This window comes from Pantoea sp. Mb-10 (genome assembly GCF_021272205.1).
Classification (GTDB): domain Bacteria; phylum Pseudomonadota; class Gammaproteobacteria; order Enterobacterales; family Enterobacteriaceae; genus Pantoea.
In genome coordinates this window covers 510,785-525,929 of record NZ_JAJSDX010000003.1, presented here as the reverse complement: position 1 = coordinate 525,929, position 15,145 = coordinate 510,785, and the positions used below count along the sequence as shown (strand labels likewise).

The window sequence follows — 15,145 nt, the reverse complement described above, 5'->3', positions numbered from 1 at the left end:
TTTCGCCATAACGACGCCAGATCGTCCGCTTGAACACCCTCATCAGCCATTTTGAACAACGCTTCTTCATCTCACTGAATCACAAGCGTTAGCACAAAAGGTGCCTGCTCATGGCACAAAACCCGCCAATTGATAGATTGTGCGCTTGAGTTTCCTGCCGGACGCCAGTATGATTACGCGTCAATTTTTCAGCTGCATTCAGAGGTGTGGTTCATTTTAATGAATCATTACCTATAACGTTCCTTGCTTCCGTGGGCCGCAGCTGACCCTGACAGGAGGCTGAATAATCCGTAAGGAGCTATCGATGCGTCATTACGAAATCGTATTTATGGTCCATCCTGACCAGAGCGAACAGGTTCCGGGCATGATCGAGCGTTACACTGGTGCTATCACTGGTGCTCAGGGCACGATCCACCGTCTGGAAGACTGGGGCCGCCGTCAGCTGGCTTACCCGATCAACAAACTGCACAAAGCACACTATGTTCTGCTGAACGTAGAAGCACCGCAGGAAGTGATCGACGAGCTGGAAACTAACTTCCGCTTCAACGACGCCGTTATCCGCAGCATGGTTATGCGCGTTAAGCACGCGGTAACTGAAGCTTCTCCGATGGTTAAAGCGAAAGACGAGCGTCGTGAGCGCCGCGAAGACTTCGCAAACGAATCGGCAGATGACTCAGATGCTGGGGATTCTGAAGAGTAATCCACTATGACGGCGAATCGACTGCGCCTGTCTGGCACCGTGTGCAAGACGCCAGTTCGAAAAATCAGCCCGTCAGGGATTCCACACTGCCAGTTCGTGCTTGAGCACCGTTCTGTGCAGGAGGAAGCCGGTTTTCACCGGCAAGCCTGGTGTCAGATGCCGGTGATTATCAGCGGCAGCGCCCATCAGGTGATTACTCAACATATAACGGTCGGCACGCAACTTACTCTGGAAGGTTTCATTAGCAGCCATCAGGCGCGCAATGGATTGACCAAATTAGTGTTACATGCCGAGCAGATTGAATTGATAGATTCTGGAGACTAGCCAAATGGCACGTTATTTCCGTCGTCGCAAGTTCTGCCGTTTCACCGCGGAAGGCGTTCAAGAGATCGATTATAAAGATATCGCAACGCTGAAAAACTACATCACTGAAAGCGGCAAGATTGTTCCAAGCCGTATCACTGGTACTCGTGCTAAATACCAGCGTCAGCTGGCTCGTGCTATCAAGCGCGCGCGTTACCTGTCTCTGCTGCCATACACTGATCGTCATCAGTAATTGGCAACTGTCCATTAACGACTTTAAGAGGATAAGGTAATGCAAGTTATTCTGCTTGATAAAGTAGCAAACCTGGGCGGTCTGGGTGATCAGGTTAACGTTAAAGCGGGCTACGCTCGTAACTTCCTGGTTCCACAGGGCAAAGCTGTTCCTGCTACCAAGAAAAACGTTGAGTTTTTCGAAGCGCGCCGCGCAGAACTGGAAGCCAAACTGGCTGACGTTCTGGCCGCTGCTAACGCACGTGCTGAGAAAATCAACGCACTGGGCACCGTAACCATCGCGTCTAAATCAGGCGACGAAGGTAAGCTGTTCGGTTCCATCGGTACCCGCGACATCGCTGACGCAGTCACTGCAGCTGGCGTTGACGTGGCGAAAAGTGAAGTACGTCTGCCTAACGGCGTGCTGCGCACCACCGGTGAGCACGAAGTTGACTTCCAGGTACACAGCGAAGTCTTCGCTAAACTGGTTGTGAATGTGGTTGCTGAGTAATTTTACTCGGTGATGCGAAAACGCCGGCCCTGTGCCGGCGTTTTTGTTTTTTGCGCTTACTGCGCGCGGATAAACGTCCCGTCAGATTGACGCGTAAACAGCACCGGACCGTTGCTGCTCTCTACGGTTAAGCCCGTCACCACACCCTGGGCATTTTGCCTAATCTTCACCTGCTGCCCGCTCTGTAACGCACTCAGCGGCTGCCCGTCGCCCTCCACGCGCGCCATCGCGAACACATCATTCACCGGTAAATTATTGTCACGAAACAGCTGCGCCAGCGTTTGTCCCGATGCGATAGTGTAGGTGCGCCATTCGCCCTGTGTATCGCGCTGTGCGGGCGTTGCTTGCCGCTGTGGCTGCGCATTGTCATAAATCTCCGCCTGCAGCGGGACCGATTTGTTCTCACGCTCGGCAGGCCGTTCAACCGGATATTGCGGCGTACTGGTGGGCCAGAGAAACGCCAGCAGCACGATCAGTAGCGCAATCACAATACCGCGGCGATGGAACGCGGGCAGTGGATCCATCCAGCGTACGTCATCCAGCAGATGCCAGACGCGGCGCAGCGCAGCGGGGGTGCGGGAAGGGGTGTCAGAAGCCATACGTGAATCCTCCTCGCTGGCGCGGCTGCGGCGCAATGACGGCAGCCAGCGTTGCAGCCTTGATAACGTAAACGAGCGCGTTGCGCGCGTCCTGCGGCGTTGTGGGGCGATTTGGCCCATGAATTCTCTCTTTTTATGTTACAGCTATAGTATGGGCAATGCGGGCGTAACGTGCTTGCCAGCCTTGAAAAATCAGACCTGCGTATTGTTTCTTGTTACCGCGGAAATGTCATCTCTGGCGCAGCAGATTTTACGCCAGCGCCCTGCGCTGTTATGCTGCCGTTTCATTTTTTCCCGGGATTAAGGAATCACCATGACGACCCCTTCATTTGACAGCGTCGAATCACAAGCAAGTTACGGTATCGGTTTACAGGTAGGCCAGCAGCTGCAGGAATCTGGACTGCAGGGCTTGCAGCCAGAAGCACTGCTCGCGGGCCTGCGCGACGCGCTGGAAGGGAATTCACCGGCGGTACCTGTTGACGTGGTTCACCGTGCGCTGCGTGAGGTACATGAACGTGCCGAAGGTGTTCGCCGTGAGCGCGTTGAAGCCATGGCAGTAGAAGGGCAAAAATTCCTGGAGCAGAATGCGCAGCGTGAAGGTGTGAGCAGCACCGAGTCAGGCCTGCAATTCAGCGTTATCACCCAAGGCGACGGCCCGATTCCTTCGCGTCAGGATCGCGTGCGCGTGCATTACACCGGCAAGCTGATTGACGGTACCGTGTTCGACAGCTCTGTGGCACGCGGCGAACCTGCCGAATTCCCAGTGAGCGGTGTTATCGCAGGCTGGATCGAAGCACTCACCCTGATGCCCGTTGGCTCCAAGTGGGAACTGGCGATCCCGCATAATCTCGCCTACGGCGAGCGCGGCGCAGGCGCATCCATTCCGCCGTTCAGCACGCTGGTATTTGAAGTCGAGCTGCTGGAAATCCTCTAAGCATCTCAGACGGTACAAGGGGCGCATTGCGCCCCTTTTCTATTGCGTGCTACTCGCCTTTCTTCTGTAAATCCACCTGCCAGATTGCGAAGCCAATATCGTCGCTGCCGCGTGGGGTCATGGGATAGTCCGCGTGCTGCCGAATAAACTGCGTAGCCTTCTCACCGGGGGCGGTTTCAAAGCGTATATCCAGCGGCGTATCGCTGTTGATCGGTGCCAGGCGCCAATTGTGATCCACCTGCGGCTTCACTTCACCCTGCGCCTTGCTCTGCTCGCTGATGTACGCGGCAACGATGGCGCGGTTTTCATCCGGTGATGCAAAGGCCACGTAGTGATCGCCGGTGCCGGCGAATTTGCCGCCATAAGCCCGATAATTATTGGTGGCCACCAAGAACGTCGCATTGGGATCGATCGGCTTGCCCTGCCAGCGTAGATCGGTGATGCGCGACGCGCTGGGGTTGATCAGTTTGCACTCGCCGTCGTAGCGCGCCGGTTGCGTGACATCAATCTGATAATCCACGCCGTCGATCACATCAAAGTTGTAAGTGCGAAAATCCCAGTTAATCAGCGATTGCGGCTGGCGTTGGCGCGGATCGATCTGATTAAACTGCGCCGCCGAGCACTCCAGCCACTCTTTGACCTGCGCACCGCTGACTTTCATGACAACCAGCGTGTTGGGATAAAGGTAGAGGTCGGCGGCGTTACGGAAGGTCAGCTCGCCTTTTTCCACCTCGGTGTAGCTGGCAGGATCGTTTTTACGCCCGCCCACTTTAAAGGGAGCGGCGGCCGAGAGCACCGGCAGGCGCGCTAAATCGGGATCGCCCTGGATAAAGTGCTCAACGTAGGCACGCTGCGCGTTATTCACGATCTGTACCGTGGGATCATCCTGCACCAGCGCAAGGTAGCTGTACATGACATCGGCAGATTTACCGATAGGCTTGGCGACAAATTCGCGTGTAGCGCGGTGATCCTGCTGTAGCACCTGCACCAGCTGCGCATCTTCCGCCGCCAGCGACTTCTTGGCCTGCGCATCGTAAATCGGTCTGGCCTGCGCGCTACCCTGCGTCACCTGCCACTGCCCGCCCGCGTTACTCAGCTCCAGATCGACAATGCCAAGATGATCGCCCCACATGCCCGGCATCACGGCAGGAATGCCATTAAGCGTCCCCTTAGCAATATCCGCGCCCTGAATCGCAGCAAATTCTTTGCTGGGGAACACGGCGTGCGCGTGACCGAACATGATTGCATTGATGCCCGGCACCTGGCTGAGGTAATACACCGAGTTTTCGGCCATGGCATGATAAGGCTCGCTGCTCAACCCGGAGTGCGGAATCGCGATGATTATTTCAGCACCTTTCGCACGCATTTCCGGCACATAGCGCTTCGCTGTTTCCGTGATGTCATCAACGCGCACTTTGCCCTGCAAATTGTTGCGATCCCACACCATAATCTGCGGCGGAACAAAGCCGATATAGCCAATTTTTAACCGATGCGGCTGTCCGTCGCGGTCAACCACGCGGGTTTCTTTAATCAGATAGGGCGTAAACAGCGGTTTACCGCTCTTTTCATCGATAATATTGGCGTTAACGTAGGGAAAGCGCGCGCCGCTCAGGGCTTTTTGCAGATAGGGCAAACCGTAATTAAATTCGTGATTACCGAGATTGCCTACATCATAGTCCAGCGTGTTTAGCGCCTTGTAGACAGGGTGGATCTCGCCTGCTTTCAATCCTTTTGCCGCCATGTAATCGCCCAGCGGGCTGCCCTGAATCAGGTCGCCGTTGTCCACCAGCACGCTGTTTTTGGCTTCTGCGCGAGCCAATTTGATAAGCGTCGCGGTGCGCACCAGACCAAACTTCTCCGTGGGCGTGTCTTTGTAATAATCGAAATCCATCATATTGCTGTGCAGATCGGTGGTTTCGAGAATGCGTAAATCCACCGTTGCCGCCTGTACGGTGGCGGTGGTGATACACAGCGCCAGTAATGACATGCCCGCTTTGAACATGGAGTACTCCTTGTATGTCGATGAGCCTCTCAAAATAATGTAAAACGATGACAAATTATTATTTCAATTTGTGATGCGTATTCAAATTCTGCACCTGGCGTGCGCGTGGCAGCGCGCTGTTGGCAATTCAGCCGTGCGCCATAGCCGTTGACGTTGAACTATGATATTGATAACCCAATACTATTCATGGCGAACGTAGCGCTTGTCGGCTGCCGAAGCCCAACTGCTAAACTTGCTCAGGATGTCTGACAGGCAGAATCAGCAAAAAGAGGTGAAGTATGTTAGAGAAGATTTGCCAGCTCGCACGTGAAGCGGGCGAGGCCATTATGCAGGTCTACACTAGCGCGCAGCCCGTTGATGTGACGCGTAAGTCAGATGATTCCCCCGTCACCGCCGCCGATCTCGCCGCGCATAAGGTGATTGTCGAGGGACTTCAGGCGTTGACGCCCGAGATCCCGGTGCTGTCGGAAGAGGATCCCCCCGCTTGGGCGGTGCGTCAGCAGTGGCAGAAATATTGGCTGGTGGATCCGCTGGACGGCACTAAAGAGTTTATCAAACGCAACGGCGAGTTTACGGTGAATATTGCCCTGATTGAAGCGGGCAAACCGGTGCTGGGCGTGGTCTACGCGCCGGTAATTGATGTGATGTACTCCGCAGCCGACGGGAAAGCCTGGAAAGAAGAGGGTGGCCATAAAACGCAGATCCACGTGCGTGAAGCGCATCCGCCATTGGTGGTGGTTAGCCGTACCCACGCCGCGAAAAATGATGAGTTAAAAGAGTATTTATCGCAGTTGGGTGAGCATCAAACCACGGCAATTGGCTCATCACTGAAGTTTTGCCTGGTAGCAGAGGGCAAAGCGCAGCTCTATCCGCGTTTTGGACCCACCAGTATCTGGGACACGGCTGCGGGCCACGCTGTTGCGGTGGCGGCGGGCGGTTACGTGCGTGACTGGCAGGGGCGTGTCCTGGACTATACGCCGCGTGAATCGCTGATCAACCCCGGCTTCCGGGTGTCCATCTTCTAATAAAAAAGGGAGGCCTCGCCTCCCTTTTTTATTGCTGCAGCAGCTGATGAATCAGGGCCATGGCCTGTTTTACTTCCTCCTGCGTCAGCGGGCCATCTTTGGCGTAGCGCACGTGACCTGTTTTATCTAACACCACGATAGCCGAGCTGCCTTTCTTGAGCTGCCAGGCGTTGCGCGCGCTGCCGTTGCTATCAATGATAAACTGCGACCACGGGTACTGCTTTTTGTTGCTCTCAATACTGCTGCGCACAAACATCCCGGTGCCGGGGATAGCGTCATCGGTGTTCACCACCGTGGTGGTTTGATAGCGATCGTGCGGCAGCTGCGCGGCTTTTATCGCTTCAATCAGCGCGGCATTCTGCTCTTTAGCGGAGGAGCGTCCCGCGATATGCAAAATCACGCGCACCTTGCCGCTGAGCTGTGCGCTGTTCCAGGGACGATACGTAAACTTATCCTGCTGATACAGCAGTTCGCCTTTATCGTTTATGCCAACTGGCGGCACGCGTTCGCCCTGCTGGAAAGCCTGTGCCGACGCCAGAACCGGCAGCACCAGCGCCACTGCCAACCATGAATGTGCTAAACGCATATCCTTCTCCTTAGTGATCCGACCAGTTATTCATGTTTTTGCAATATTAGGCGCGGATGATGCGCCTGTCGCGATGAATTAGTCGCTTTGTAACTGATGCCACAATTTCGGCACGATATCGGCTTTATACTGATTTTAAGGACTCATATAACAGAGTGTTCTGTAATGATGTGTCAATTCAGTAAAAAATTCACCTTTTCGGAACATGCGCAACAAATGATGTTCTATATTTATGCCTCATTTGCGCTTCAAGGGCTCGTACCGAATTTGGCAACGGCGAAGCGTATTCCATCTTTCAGGAGTTAGACAGCATGAAAATCTTCCAGCGATATAATCCGCTGCAAATCGCGAAATATGTAAAAACGTTGTTTAAAGGAAGAATCTACATCAAAGATGTAGGCGCGTTTGAATTTGACTACGGTAAGGTATTGCTGCCGCGCGTCAAAGATAAGCAGCATTTGTCTGCCATGTCCGAGATTAATCGACAGGTGCTTCGTTTACAGACGCACAACTGAGACAAAGGGCGCCAGAGGCGCCCTTGTTGATCCCGCCGGTTAAGGCAGCCTTTTCAGACGCTTCGTCCGCTACTCCGCATCCGTTTCGCTTTTCGCCACGTTTAACATCGCCGGACGCTCATCAATACGCGTCACCAATAGCTGATCGATACGATAGCTGTCGATGTCCACCACCTCAAATTTATAGCCTGAAAACTTCACGAAGTCGGTGCGTTTCGGGATCTTGCGCAGCATATACATCATAAAGCCGCCAATGGTTTCATAGTTGCCCGACTGCGGAAACTCGTCGATATCCAGCACGCGCATCACGTCGTCAATCGGCGTGCCGCCCTCCACTAGCCAGGAGTTTTCGTCGCGGGCAACGATCTGCTCTTCCAGACCCTGGCCGACCAGATCGCCCATCAGCGTGGTCATCACGTCATTCAGCGTGATAATACCGACCACCAGCGCATATTCGTTCATGATCACCGCGAAATCCTCGCCCGCGGTTTTAAAACTCTCCAGTGCCTCAGAGAGCGTGAGCGTGTCCGGCACAATCAGCGCCGAGCGGATCTGCACGCCGCTGTTGAGCGCCATGCTTTGATTGCCCAGCACGCGCAGCAGCAGCTCTTTGGAATCTACATAGCCGACGATGTGATCGATATCGCCGCTGCACACCAGAAATTTTGAGTGGGGATGTTCGGCAATTTTGGTTTTCAGGCTGACTTCATCTTCATGCAAATCGAACCAGACGATGTTCTCGCGGGATGTCATAGAAGAGGGCACCGTGCGCGATTCCAGCTCGAACACGTTTTCAATCAGCTCGTGCTCCTGCTTGCGCAGCACGCCCGCCAGCGCGCCGGCTTCTACTACCGCGTAAATATCGTCTGAGGTGATGTCATCTTTGCGCACCATCGGCAGTTTGAAGATGCGGAAGAACACATTGGCGAGGCCGTTAAACAGCCATACCAGCGGACGGAACACCAGCAGGCAGAAGCGCATCGGGTTGATGATACGCAGCGCCACGGCTTCTGGGGCGATCATGCCTACACGCTTGGGCGTCAGGTCCGCAAACAAGATGAACAGGCTGGTGACCACGGTGAAAGAACAGATAAAGCTCAGCTGCTCGGCCAGTTCCGGCGCCATAAAGCGGCGAAACAGGCTGCTGAAGGCGGGCGAAAATGCCGCATCGCCCACGATACCGCCAAGAATGGCCACCGCATTCAGGCCAATTTGCACCACGGTGAAAAACATGCCGGGCTGTTCCTGCATTTTCAATACGCGCTGCGCATTGATGTTGCCTTCGTCGGCCAGCAGTTTGAGTTTGATCTTGCGGGCAGCGGCCAGCGAGATCTCGGAGAGCGAAAAGAAAGAACTGATCACGATCAGTAAAAGGATGACAAGTAAGCTATCGAGCATAGAAGGTCCGTTGAGTTAATCACTTGTCATTTTTGGCCTGGGCAGCGGAGCGCGGCGTAGCGCCGGGGCTCAGCGGTGAAGCAGGCTATCCGTGCCAAAAATGTCTGCGCCAATTCGACACGTTCACGCTAACGTCGGGGCAGAGATGAAGGCAGGCCTGTGCCTGCCAGGCGCTGATTATAGCAGCAGCGCTTATCATGCCGCCAGAGGCGCAGCAGGCGGGTTAAGAATTGTCTGATCTCGTATCTGCGTGCGCGTAACCGCCGCTTCGCAGTTGTATCAATCGACGCATTTACCGACAATAGCGCACGATTTGGCTTAAATGCCGTCTTTGCCCAGCCGCGATGAATGACAGCGGCTATGCTGATGGGTAAGCGAGGGGTGGTGCGCCCCTTTTCACCAGAATGAACGTCCCTGCGGAATAGGGGCGGCATTAATAACAGGAGTGCGCGTGCCGCGATTTCACCTTTATTGTTTGGCTGGCCTATTGCTCGCCGTACCCGCTGTCGAGGCTGCGAAAGTGCGCTTGCAGCTTGAAGGGCTAACCGGGGAATTGGAAAAAAACGCCCGCGCGAGTTTGTCTACCATCGCCAGCGATGAAGTCTCTAATGACGGGCGCTTCCAGGCGCGCGTAGACGAAGCGATTAAACAGGGTCTGCGCGCCTTGGGGTATTACGAACCCACCATTGTGTTTGTCTCTCGTCCCGCGCCGCCGCAGGGAGGACGTCCGGTGCTGATTGCCCGCGTGACGCCCGGTGAGCCAGTGAAAATTGGCGGCAGCTCAATCGTGGTAGAAGGTGAGGCGAAACAGGATCCTGACTATCAGGCGTGGGTCAAACAGGGCAGGCCCAAAGTAGGCAGTCAGCTCAATCACGGTCAATACGATAAATTCAAAAAAGGGTTTTCTAACCTTGCGCTGCGCAACGGTTATTTCGACGGCGATTTTAAAAAGAGCCAGCTTGGCGTCTCCGTCGAGCGACGCCTCGCCTTTTGGGATATCGACTACGACAGTGGCCCGCGTTATCGCTTTGGCGACGTCACCTTTCAAGGATCGCAAATCGACGAGGCTTACCTGAAAAACCTCGTTCCCTTTAAGCAGGGCGACTATTACAGTTCGCGCGATCTGGCCGAGCTCAACCGCCGCTTGTCTGCAACCGGCTGGTTCAATTCGGTGGTGGTGGCGCCGGAGTTCGACAAGGGCCGCAAAACCAAAGTGTTGCCGCTCAATGCGGCCGTGTCACCGCGGGTGGAGAACACGATCGAAACCGGCGTCGGCTACTCCACGGACGTGGGGCCGCGGCTCAAAGGCACCTGGAGAAAACCGTGGGTTAACAGCAGCGGACACAGCTTTACCGCCAGCGCTTACGTTTCCGCCCCGGAACAGCAGCTGGATTTCAGCTACAAAGTGCCGCTGCTGAAAAGTCCGCTGGAGCAGTATTACACCTTCTCTGGCGGCCTGAAGCGCACCGATCTCAACGACACCAAAGCCGACACCACCACGCTGGGTCTGTCGCGTAACTGGGACAGCAGCTCCGGCTGGCAGCGTGCGGTCAACCTTAAATGGAGTCTCGACCACTTTACCCAAGGCAACGTGACCAATACCACCATGCTGCTTTATCCGGGGTTGAGCCTGAACCGCACCCGTTCACGCGGCGGCCTGATGCCAACGTGGGGCGATTCGCAGCGCTATTCGGTAGATGTCTCCGATACCACATGGGGCTCAGACGTCGACTTCCTGATTCTCCAGGCGCAAAACGTCTGGATCCGTATGATCGGCGATAAAAATCGCTTTGTGGCACGCGGCACGCTGGGCTGGATCGAAACCAATGACTTTGAAAAAGTGCCGCCGGACTTGCGCTTCTTTGCGGGCGGCGATCGCAGTATTCGCGGCTACAAATACAAAGGCATTTCCCCCCGCGACAGCGACGGCAAACTGACCGGCGCGTCAAAAATGGCCACCGGCTCGCTGGAATACCAGTACAACGTGAGCGGGAAATGGTGGGGTGCGGTGTTTGTGGACAGTGGTGAAGCGGTAAACGACATCAAGCAGAGCAATGTCAAAACCGGCGCCGGTATCGGCGTGCGCTGGGCCTCTCCGGTGGGGCCGATCAAACTGGATATCGCGCGGCCAATCGGCGACGACAAGGAGCACGGGTTGCAATTTTACGTTGGACTGGGGCCTGAACTATGAAGCTGTGGAAAAAGGTCCTGATCGGATTCGGTGTCTTTTGGTTGGTGCTGTTCGCCAGCATCGCTTTTCTGGTGGGGACCACCCCAGGATTACACTTGCTGCTAAAAGGCGCCGATCGCTGGGTGCCTGGCCTCACGCTGTCCAAGGTCGAGGGCGGTTGGCGTAACCTGACGCTGAGTGGCGTAGCCTATGACATGCCTGGCGTCAGCGTAAAGGCCGGGCGTTTACATCTGGCGCTGAATCTCAATTGCCTGTTGCACTCCTCGGTGTGCGTGGACGATCTGGCGCTGCAGGATGTCAGCGTGGTGGTGGACAGCAAAAAGATGGCGCCTGCGGCCAATCCGCCGCCGGAAGAAGAGGGCGGCCCGCTCAATCTCAGCACGCCTTATCCCATCACCTTGAATAAGGTGGGGCTGCACAACATCTCGGTGAAAGTCGACGATACCGCCATTTCGCTGCTGGATTTCACCTCCGGCCTGCAGTGGCAGGATCGCGCGCTAACGCTGATGCCCACGCATATTCAAAGCTTGCTCATCGCGCTGCCCAAAGCGGCGAAAGTGGCGGATGAGCAGGTGGTCCAGCCCAAAGTGCAGCAGCCGCAGTCCGGCGAAAAGCCGCTGGGTGAAACGCTGCAAGCCCTGTTTGCTCAGCCTTTGCTGCCTGCCATGCCTGACTTCCAGCTGCCGCTGGATATCACCGTACAGCAGCTGCTGGGGGAACAGCTGCGCGTCACCGGCGACACCGATCTCGCCATTACGCGCCTGCTGGTCAAAGCCCGCACGGCGGACCGCCATCTGCAGCTTGAGACCTTCGACGTGGATTCGCCGCAGGGGCAGGTAAAGGCCAGCGGCGAAGCGCGGCTGGCCGATAACTGGCCGGTGAATTTTACGCTCAACGGCGCGCTAAATGTCGATCCGATCAAAGGCGAAAAGATTGCGCTGAAGCTGGGCGGCGCCCTGCGCGACGCGCTAACGCTCGGCGTGAATCTGTCGGGGCCGGTGCGCGCGCAGCTGGATGCCACCGCGCAGCCGGCGATCGCCGGTCTGCCGCTGTCGCTGCAGTTAACCAGCCCGCAGCTGCGCTGGCCGCTGAGTGGCCCGACGCAGTACCAGGCAGATAATCTGGATTATCAATTCAAAGGCAAAGCCACCGACTACGTGATGTCGTTGCGCACTGCCGTTAAGGGGCAAGACGTACCGCCGGCGACCGTCACGCTGGATGGCAAGGGGAACGTGCAGCAGTTTACGCTGGATAAGCTGCGCATTGCGGCGCTACAGGGCAACATTGACCTTACCGCGCTGCTGGACTGGAGCAAAGCGATCAGCTGGCGCAGCGAACTCACGCTCGCAGGCATCAACACCGCCAAACAGTATCCCGACTGGCCCGCGAAGCTCGACGGGAAAATCACCACGCGCGGGAGCCTTTACGGCGGCAGTTGGCAGTTGAGCGTGCCGCAGCTGGCGCTGAAGGGCAACATCAAGCAGAACGCGGTAAGCGCCAGCGGTTCGCTCACCGGCAACAGCTACAACCAGTGGAAAATTCCGGCGCTCAACATTGCGCTGGGCCGCAATCATCTGGATGTAAAGGGCGAGCTGGGCGATGCGCTGGATCTCGACGCCACCCTGGATGCACCGCAGCTGGACAATGCGCTGCCGGGGTTGGGCGGGATGGCAAAAGGCAGCATCAAGGCGCGCGGGACGCTGCAAGCGCCTCAGCTGCTGGCCGATCTCACCGCCAGCGGGCTGCGCTGGCAGCAGCTGCAAATCCGCCGCGTCACGCTGCTGGGGGATGTGAAATCCAGCGAGCAAATTGCCGGCAAGCTGAAGCTCAACGTCGAGCAGCTGCAGCAGGATACGTTGAAAATCAGCACGTTGACGCTTAACGCGGACGGCAACGAAAAGCAGCATCAGCTTAAGCTGAACGTACAAGGCGAGCCGGTTTCGGGGCAGCTGGCGCTGAACGGCAGCTTCGACCGCCAGACGCAGCGCTGGCAGGGCACGCTCAACAACACGCGTTTCGACACGCCGGTGGGTGAGTGGCGACTGACCCGCGCGATGGCGATTGACTACCTCAACAGCAAGCAGACCGCGACGCTGGGGCCGCACTGTTGGCAGAACCCCAATGCCCAGCTGTGCGTGCCCGAGCCCATTGAGGCCGGTGCCAGCGGCCATGCGCACGTGGTGCTGAATCGCTTTGATCTGGCCATGCTGAAGCCTTTCCTCACCGACGCGACGCAGCTGCGCGGCGTGTTTACGGGCGATGCGCGGGTAAACTGGACCGCCCATGGGGCGCTACCGACGGCAAGCGTGGCGCTCAAGGGCAGCGGCGTCAAAGTGCAGCAGAATGTGCAGGGCAATCTGTTACCGGTAGCCTTTGACACGCTCAACCTGAATGCTGCGCTGCGTGAAGGACGCGCGCAGCTCGACTGGCTGATTCACATCGTGAACAATGGCCAGCTGAGCGGCAATGTGCAGGTCGCCGACCCGCAAACGCGCCGCCAGCTGTCTGGCAATGTCAGTATCAGCAATCTGTCGCTGGCGATGTTTAATCCGGCCCTGATGCAGGGCGAGAAGGTGAAAGGGATGCTGAACAGCAACCTGCGCCTTGGCGGCTCGCTCCAGCAGCCGCAGATCTTTGGGCAATTGGGGCTGCGTGATGTCGGCGTTGATGCCAGCTTTATGCCGGTGGATCTGACGTCGGCCAACCTCAACATGGTGTTCAATGGCATGCGTTCCACGCTGAACGGCGCTATTCAGACCGCCAAAGGCAATCTGAGCCTCGGTGGCGATGCCGACTGGAGCCAGCTCGACAACTGGCGCGCACGCGTCACGGCGCAGGGCAGCCGTATTCGCGTTACCGTGCCGCCGATGGTGCGCATGGATGTATCGCCGGATTTGGTGTTTGAGGCCACGCCAGCGGCATTTAATCTCGACGGCAAGGTCGATATTCCGTGGGCGCGCATCACCGTGCAGGAAGTGCCGGAGAGCGCCACCGGCGTCTCATCCGACGAAGTGATGCTGGATGAACATCTTAAACCGATTAAACCGAAAACTGCGGCGATCCCGATCAACAGCAATCTGGTGATCCACGTGGGCAACGATGTCCGCCTCTCGGCGTTTGGCCTCAAGGCCAAGCTCAACGGCGATCTCAAAGTGGTGCAGGATAAAACCGGGCTGGGATTAAACGGACAAATCAATATTCCTTCCGGCCGCTTCCACGCCTATGGCCAGGATCTGATTGTGCGTAAAGGCGAGCTGCAGTTTGCCGGTCCGCCGGATCAGCCATATGTGAACCTGGAAGCAATCCGCAATCCGGAGGCCACCGAAAACGACGTCACGGCGGGTCTGCGCGTGACGGGCTTGGCAGATGAGCCCAAAGTGGAAGTGTTCTCTGACCCTGCAATGTCACAGCAGGAGGCGCTCTCTTATCTGTTGCGCGGCCAGGGATTGAGTAGCGACGGCGACAATAACGCCTTAACCTCGGCGCTGGTGGGCTTAGGGGTTGCACAAAGTGGGCAGGTTGTGGGTAAAATCGGCGAGACGTTTGGCGTCAGTAACCTTGCGCTTGATACCACCGGCGTTGGCGACAGTCAGCAGGTGCAGGTGAGCGGTTATGTGTTGCCAGGTCTACAAGTAAAATACGGTGTTGGCATTTTTGATTCACTGGCGACGTTAACATTGCGTTATCGCCTGATGCCCAAACTCTATTTGGAAGCCGTGTCCGGTCTCGATCAGGCACTGGATTTGCTCTATCAGTTTGAGTTTTAGCAATGCGAATAATTGTCTACGGCAGTTTACGGCGCAAACAGGGAAACAGTCATTGGATGACAAATGCGCAGTGGCTCGGTGACCACCAGATTGATGGGTTCGATCTCTACAATCTGGGGCATTATCCGGGCGTGGTGGCGGGCACAGGCACTGTCTATTGCGAGGTTTATCGCATTGACGCCAGTACGCTCGCTGAACTTGATGCCTTGCGCTGCAAGAATGGCGAATACAAACGCCAGCTTACCCAGACGCCTTACGGCAGCGCGTGGCTTTACGTCTACCAGCGGCCTATTGTCGGGCGCGATCGCATCGCCAGTGGTGACTGGCTGAAGCGCGACGATAACCAAGAGGCATAAACAAAAACACCGTCCAGTGGACGGTGT

The 15,145-nt window shown here is 56.4% G+C and carries 14 protein-coding genes; 10 read left to right on the top strand and 4 right to left on the bottom strand.

Annotation, left to right across the window (positions count from 1 at the left end; translation table 11 throughout):
- Positions 1 to 304 precede the first annotated feature (304 nt).
- From rpsF to rplI, 4 genes are read left to right on the top strand one after another with little or no spacing between them, the layout of a single operon-like run.
- Entirely contained in the window at positions 305 to 700 is a 396-nt protein-coding gene (rpsF, locus tag LU196_RS08510) for a 30S ribosomal protein S6 (RefSeq protein WP_128600449.1), read from the top strand.
- 6 nt (positions 701 to 706) lie between these two features.
- Positions 707 to 1,024, top strand: coding sequence for a primosomal replication protein N (gene priB, locus LU196_RS08505; RefSeq protein WP_232758313.1), 318 nt, complete (start codon positions 707 to 709; stop codon positions 1,022 to 1,024).
- Positions 1,025 to 1,028: 4 nt separating this feature from the next.
- Complete coding sequence (rpsR, locus tag LU196_RS08500; protein ID WP_000135199.1) at positions 1,029 to 1,256, top strand: 30S ribosomal protein S18; 228 nt, start codon at positions 1,029 to 1,031, stop codon at positions 1,254 to 1,256.
- Positions 1,257 to 1,295: 39 nt separating this feature from the next.
- Positions 1,296 to 1,745 carry a 50S ribosomal protein L9 gene (gene rplI, locus LU196_RS08495; protein WP_232758314.1) on the top strand — a complete coding sequence of 150 codons (450 nt, stop codon included), beginning with the start codon at positions 1,296 to 1,298 and terminating at the stop codon, positions 1,743 to 1,745.
- A 56-nt stretch (positions 1,746 to 1,801) separates the two neighbouring features.
- Here rplI and LU196_RS08490 read toward each other — a convergent pair whose 3' ends face one another.
- Positions 1,802 to 2,464, bottom strand: a complete 663-nt coding sequence (locus tag LU196_RS08490) for a LysM-like peptidoglycan-binding domain-containing protein (protein WP_304622728.1) — start codon at positions 2,462 to 2,464, stop codon at positions 1,802 to 1,804.
- Between the two features lie 193 nt (positions 2,465 to 2,657).
- Here LU196_RS08490 and fklB point away from each other — a divergent pair, with 193 nt between their 5' ends.
- The gene (fklB, locus tag LU196_RS08485) at positions 2,658 to 3,278 is read left to right on the top strand and encodes an FKBP-type peptidyl-prolyl cis-trans isomerase (RefSeq protein ID WP_232758316.1); all 621 of its coding nucleotides are present in this window, start codon (positions 2,658 to 2,660) and stop codon (positions 3,276 to 3,278) included.
- A 49-nt stretch (positions 3,279 to 3,327) separates the two neighbouring features.
- Here the strand turns inward: fklB and LU196_RS08480 are convergent, their stop codons facing one another.
- On the bottom strand, positions 3,328 to 5,280 hold the full coding sequence (locus tag LU196_RS08480) for a bifunctional 2',3'-cyclic-nucleotide 2'-phosphodiesterase/3'-nucleotidase (protein WP_232758317.1): 1,953 nt from the start codon (positions 5,278 to 5,280) through the stop codon (positions 3,328 to 3,330).
- A 278-nt stretch (positions 5,281 to 5,558) separates the two neighbouring features.
- Here LU196_RS08480 and cysQ point away from each other — a divergent pair, with 278 nt between their 5' ends.
- Entirely contained in the window at positions 5,559 to 6,305 is a 747-nt protein-coding gene (gene cysQ / locus LU196_RS08475) for a 3'(2'),5'-bisphosphate nucleotidase CysQ (protein ID WP_232758318.1), read from the top strand.
- A gap of 28 nt (positions 6,306 to 6,333) precedes the next feature.
- Here cysQ and LU196_RS08470 read toward each other — a convergent pair whose 3' ends face one another.
- A complete protein-coding gene (locus tag LU196_RS08470; RefSeq protein ID WP_232758319.1) occupies positions 6,334 to 6,891 on the bottom strand; it encodes a YtfJ family protein in 558 nt (185 codons plus the stop codon).
- A 311-nt stretch (positions 6,892 to 7,202) separates the two neighbouring features.
- On the opposite strand from LU196_RS08470, the gene LU196_RS08465 reads away from it, so the two are divergent.
- Complete coding sequence (locus LU196_RS08465) at positions 7,203 to 7,406, top strand: DUF1107 domain-containing protein (protein WP_232758320.1); 204 nt, start codon at positions 7,203 to 7,205, stop codon at positions 7,404 to 7,406.
- A 69-nt stretch (positions 7,407 to 7,475) separates the two neighbouring features.
- Here the strand turns inward: LU196_RS08465 and LU196_RS08460 are convergent, their stop codons facing one another.
- Positions 7,476 to 8,804, bottom strand: coding sequence for a hemolysin family protein (locus LU196_RS08460; RefSeq protein ID WP_232758321.1), 1,329 nt, complete (start codon positions 8,802 to 8,804; stop codon positions 7,476 to 7,478).
- A 451-nt stretch (positions 8,805 to 9,255) separates the two neighbouring features.
- Here LU196_RS08460 and LU196_RS08455 point away from each other — a divergent pair, with 451 nt between their 5' ends.
- From LU196_RS08455 to LU196_RS08445, 3 genes are read left to right on the top strand one after another with little or no spacing between them, the layout of a single operon-like run.
- Positions 9,256 to 10,995, top strand: a complete 1,740-nt coding sequence (locus tag LU196_RS08455; protein WP_232758322.1) for an autotransporter assembly complex family protein — start codon at positions 9,256 to 9,258, stop codon at positions 10,993 to 10,995.
- Positions 10,992 to 14,762: a translocation/assembly module TamB domain-containing protein gene (locus tag LU196_RS08450; RefSeq protein ID WP_232758323.1), complete on the top strand. Its 3,771-nt coding sequence runs from the start codon at positions 10,992 to 10,994 to the stop codon at positions 14,760 to 14,762. The genes LU196_RS08455 and LU196_RS08450 overlap by 4 nt, the downstream gene beginning before the upstream one ends.
- A 2-nt stretch (positions 14,763 to 14,764) precedes the next feature.
- The gene (locus LU196_RS08445; RefSeq protein ID WP_232758324.1) at positions 14,765 to 15,118 is read left to right on the top strand and encodes a gamma-glutamylcyclotransferase; all 354 of its coding nucleotides are present in this window, start codon (positions 14,765 to 14,767) and stop codon (positions 15,116 to 15,118) included.
- Positions 15,119 to 15,145 lie beyond the last annotated feature (27 nt).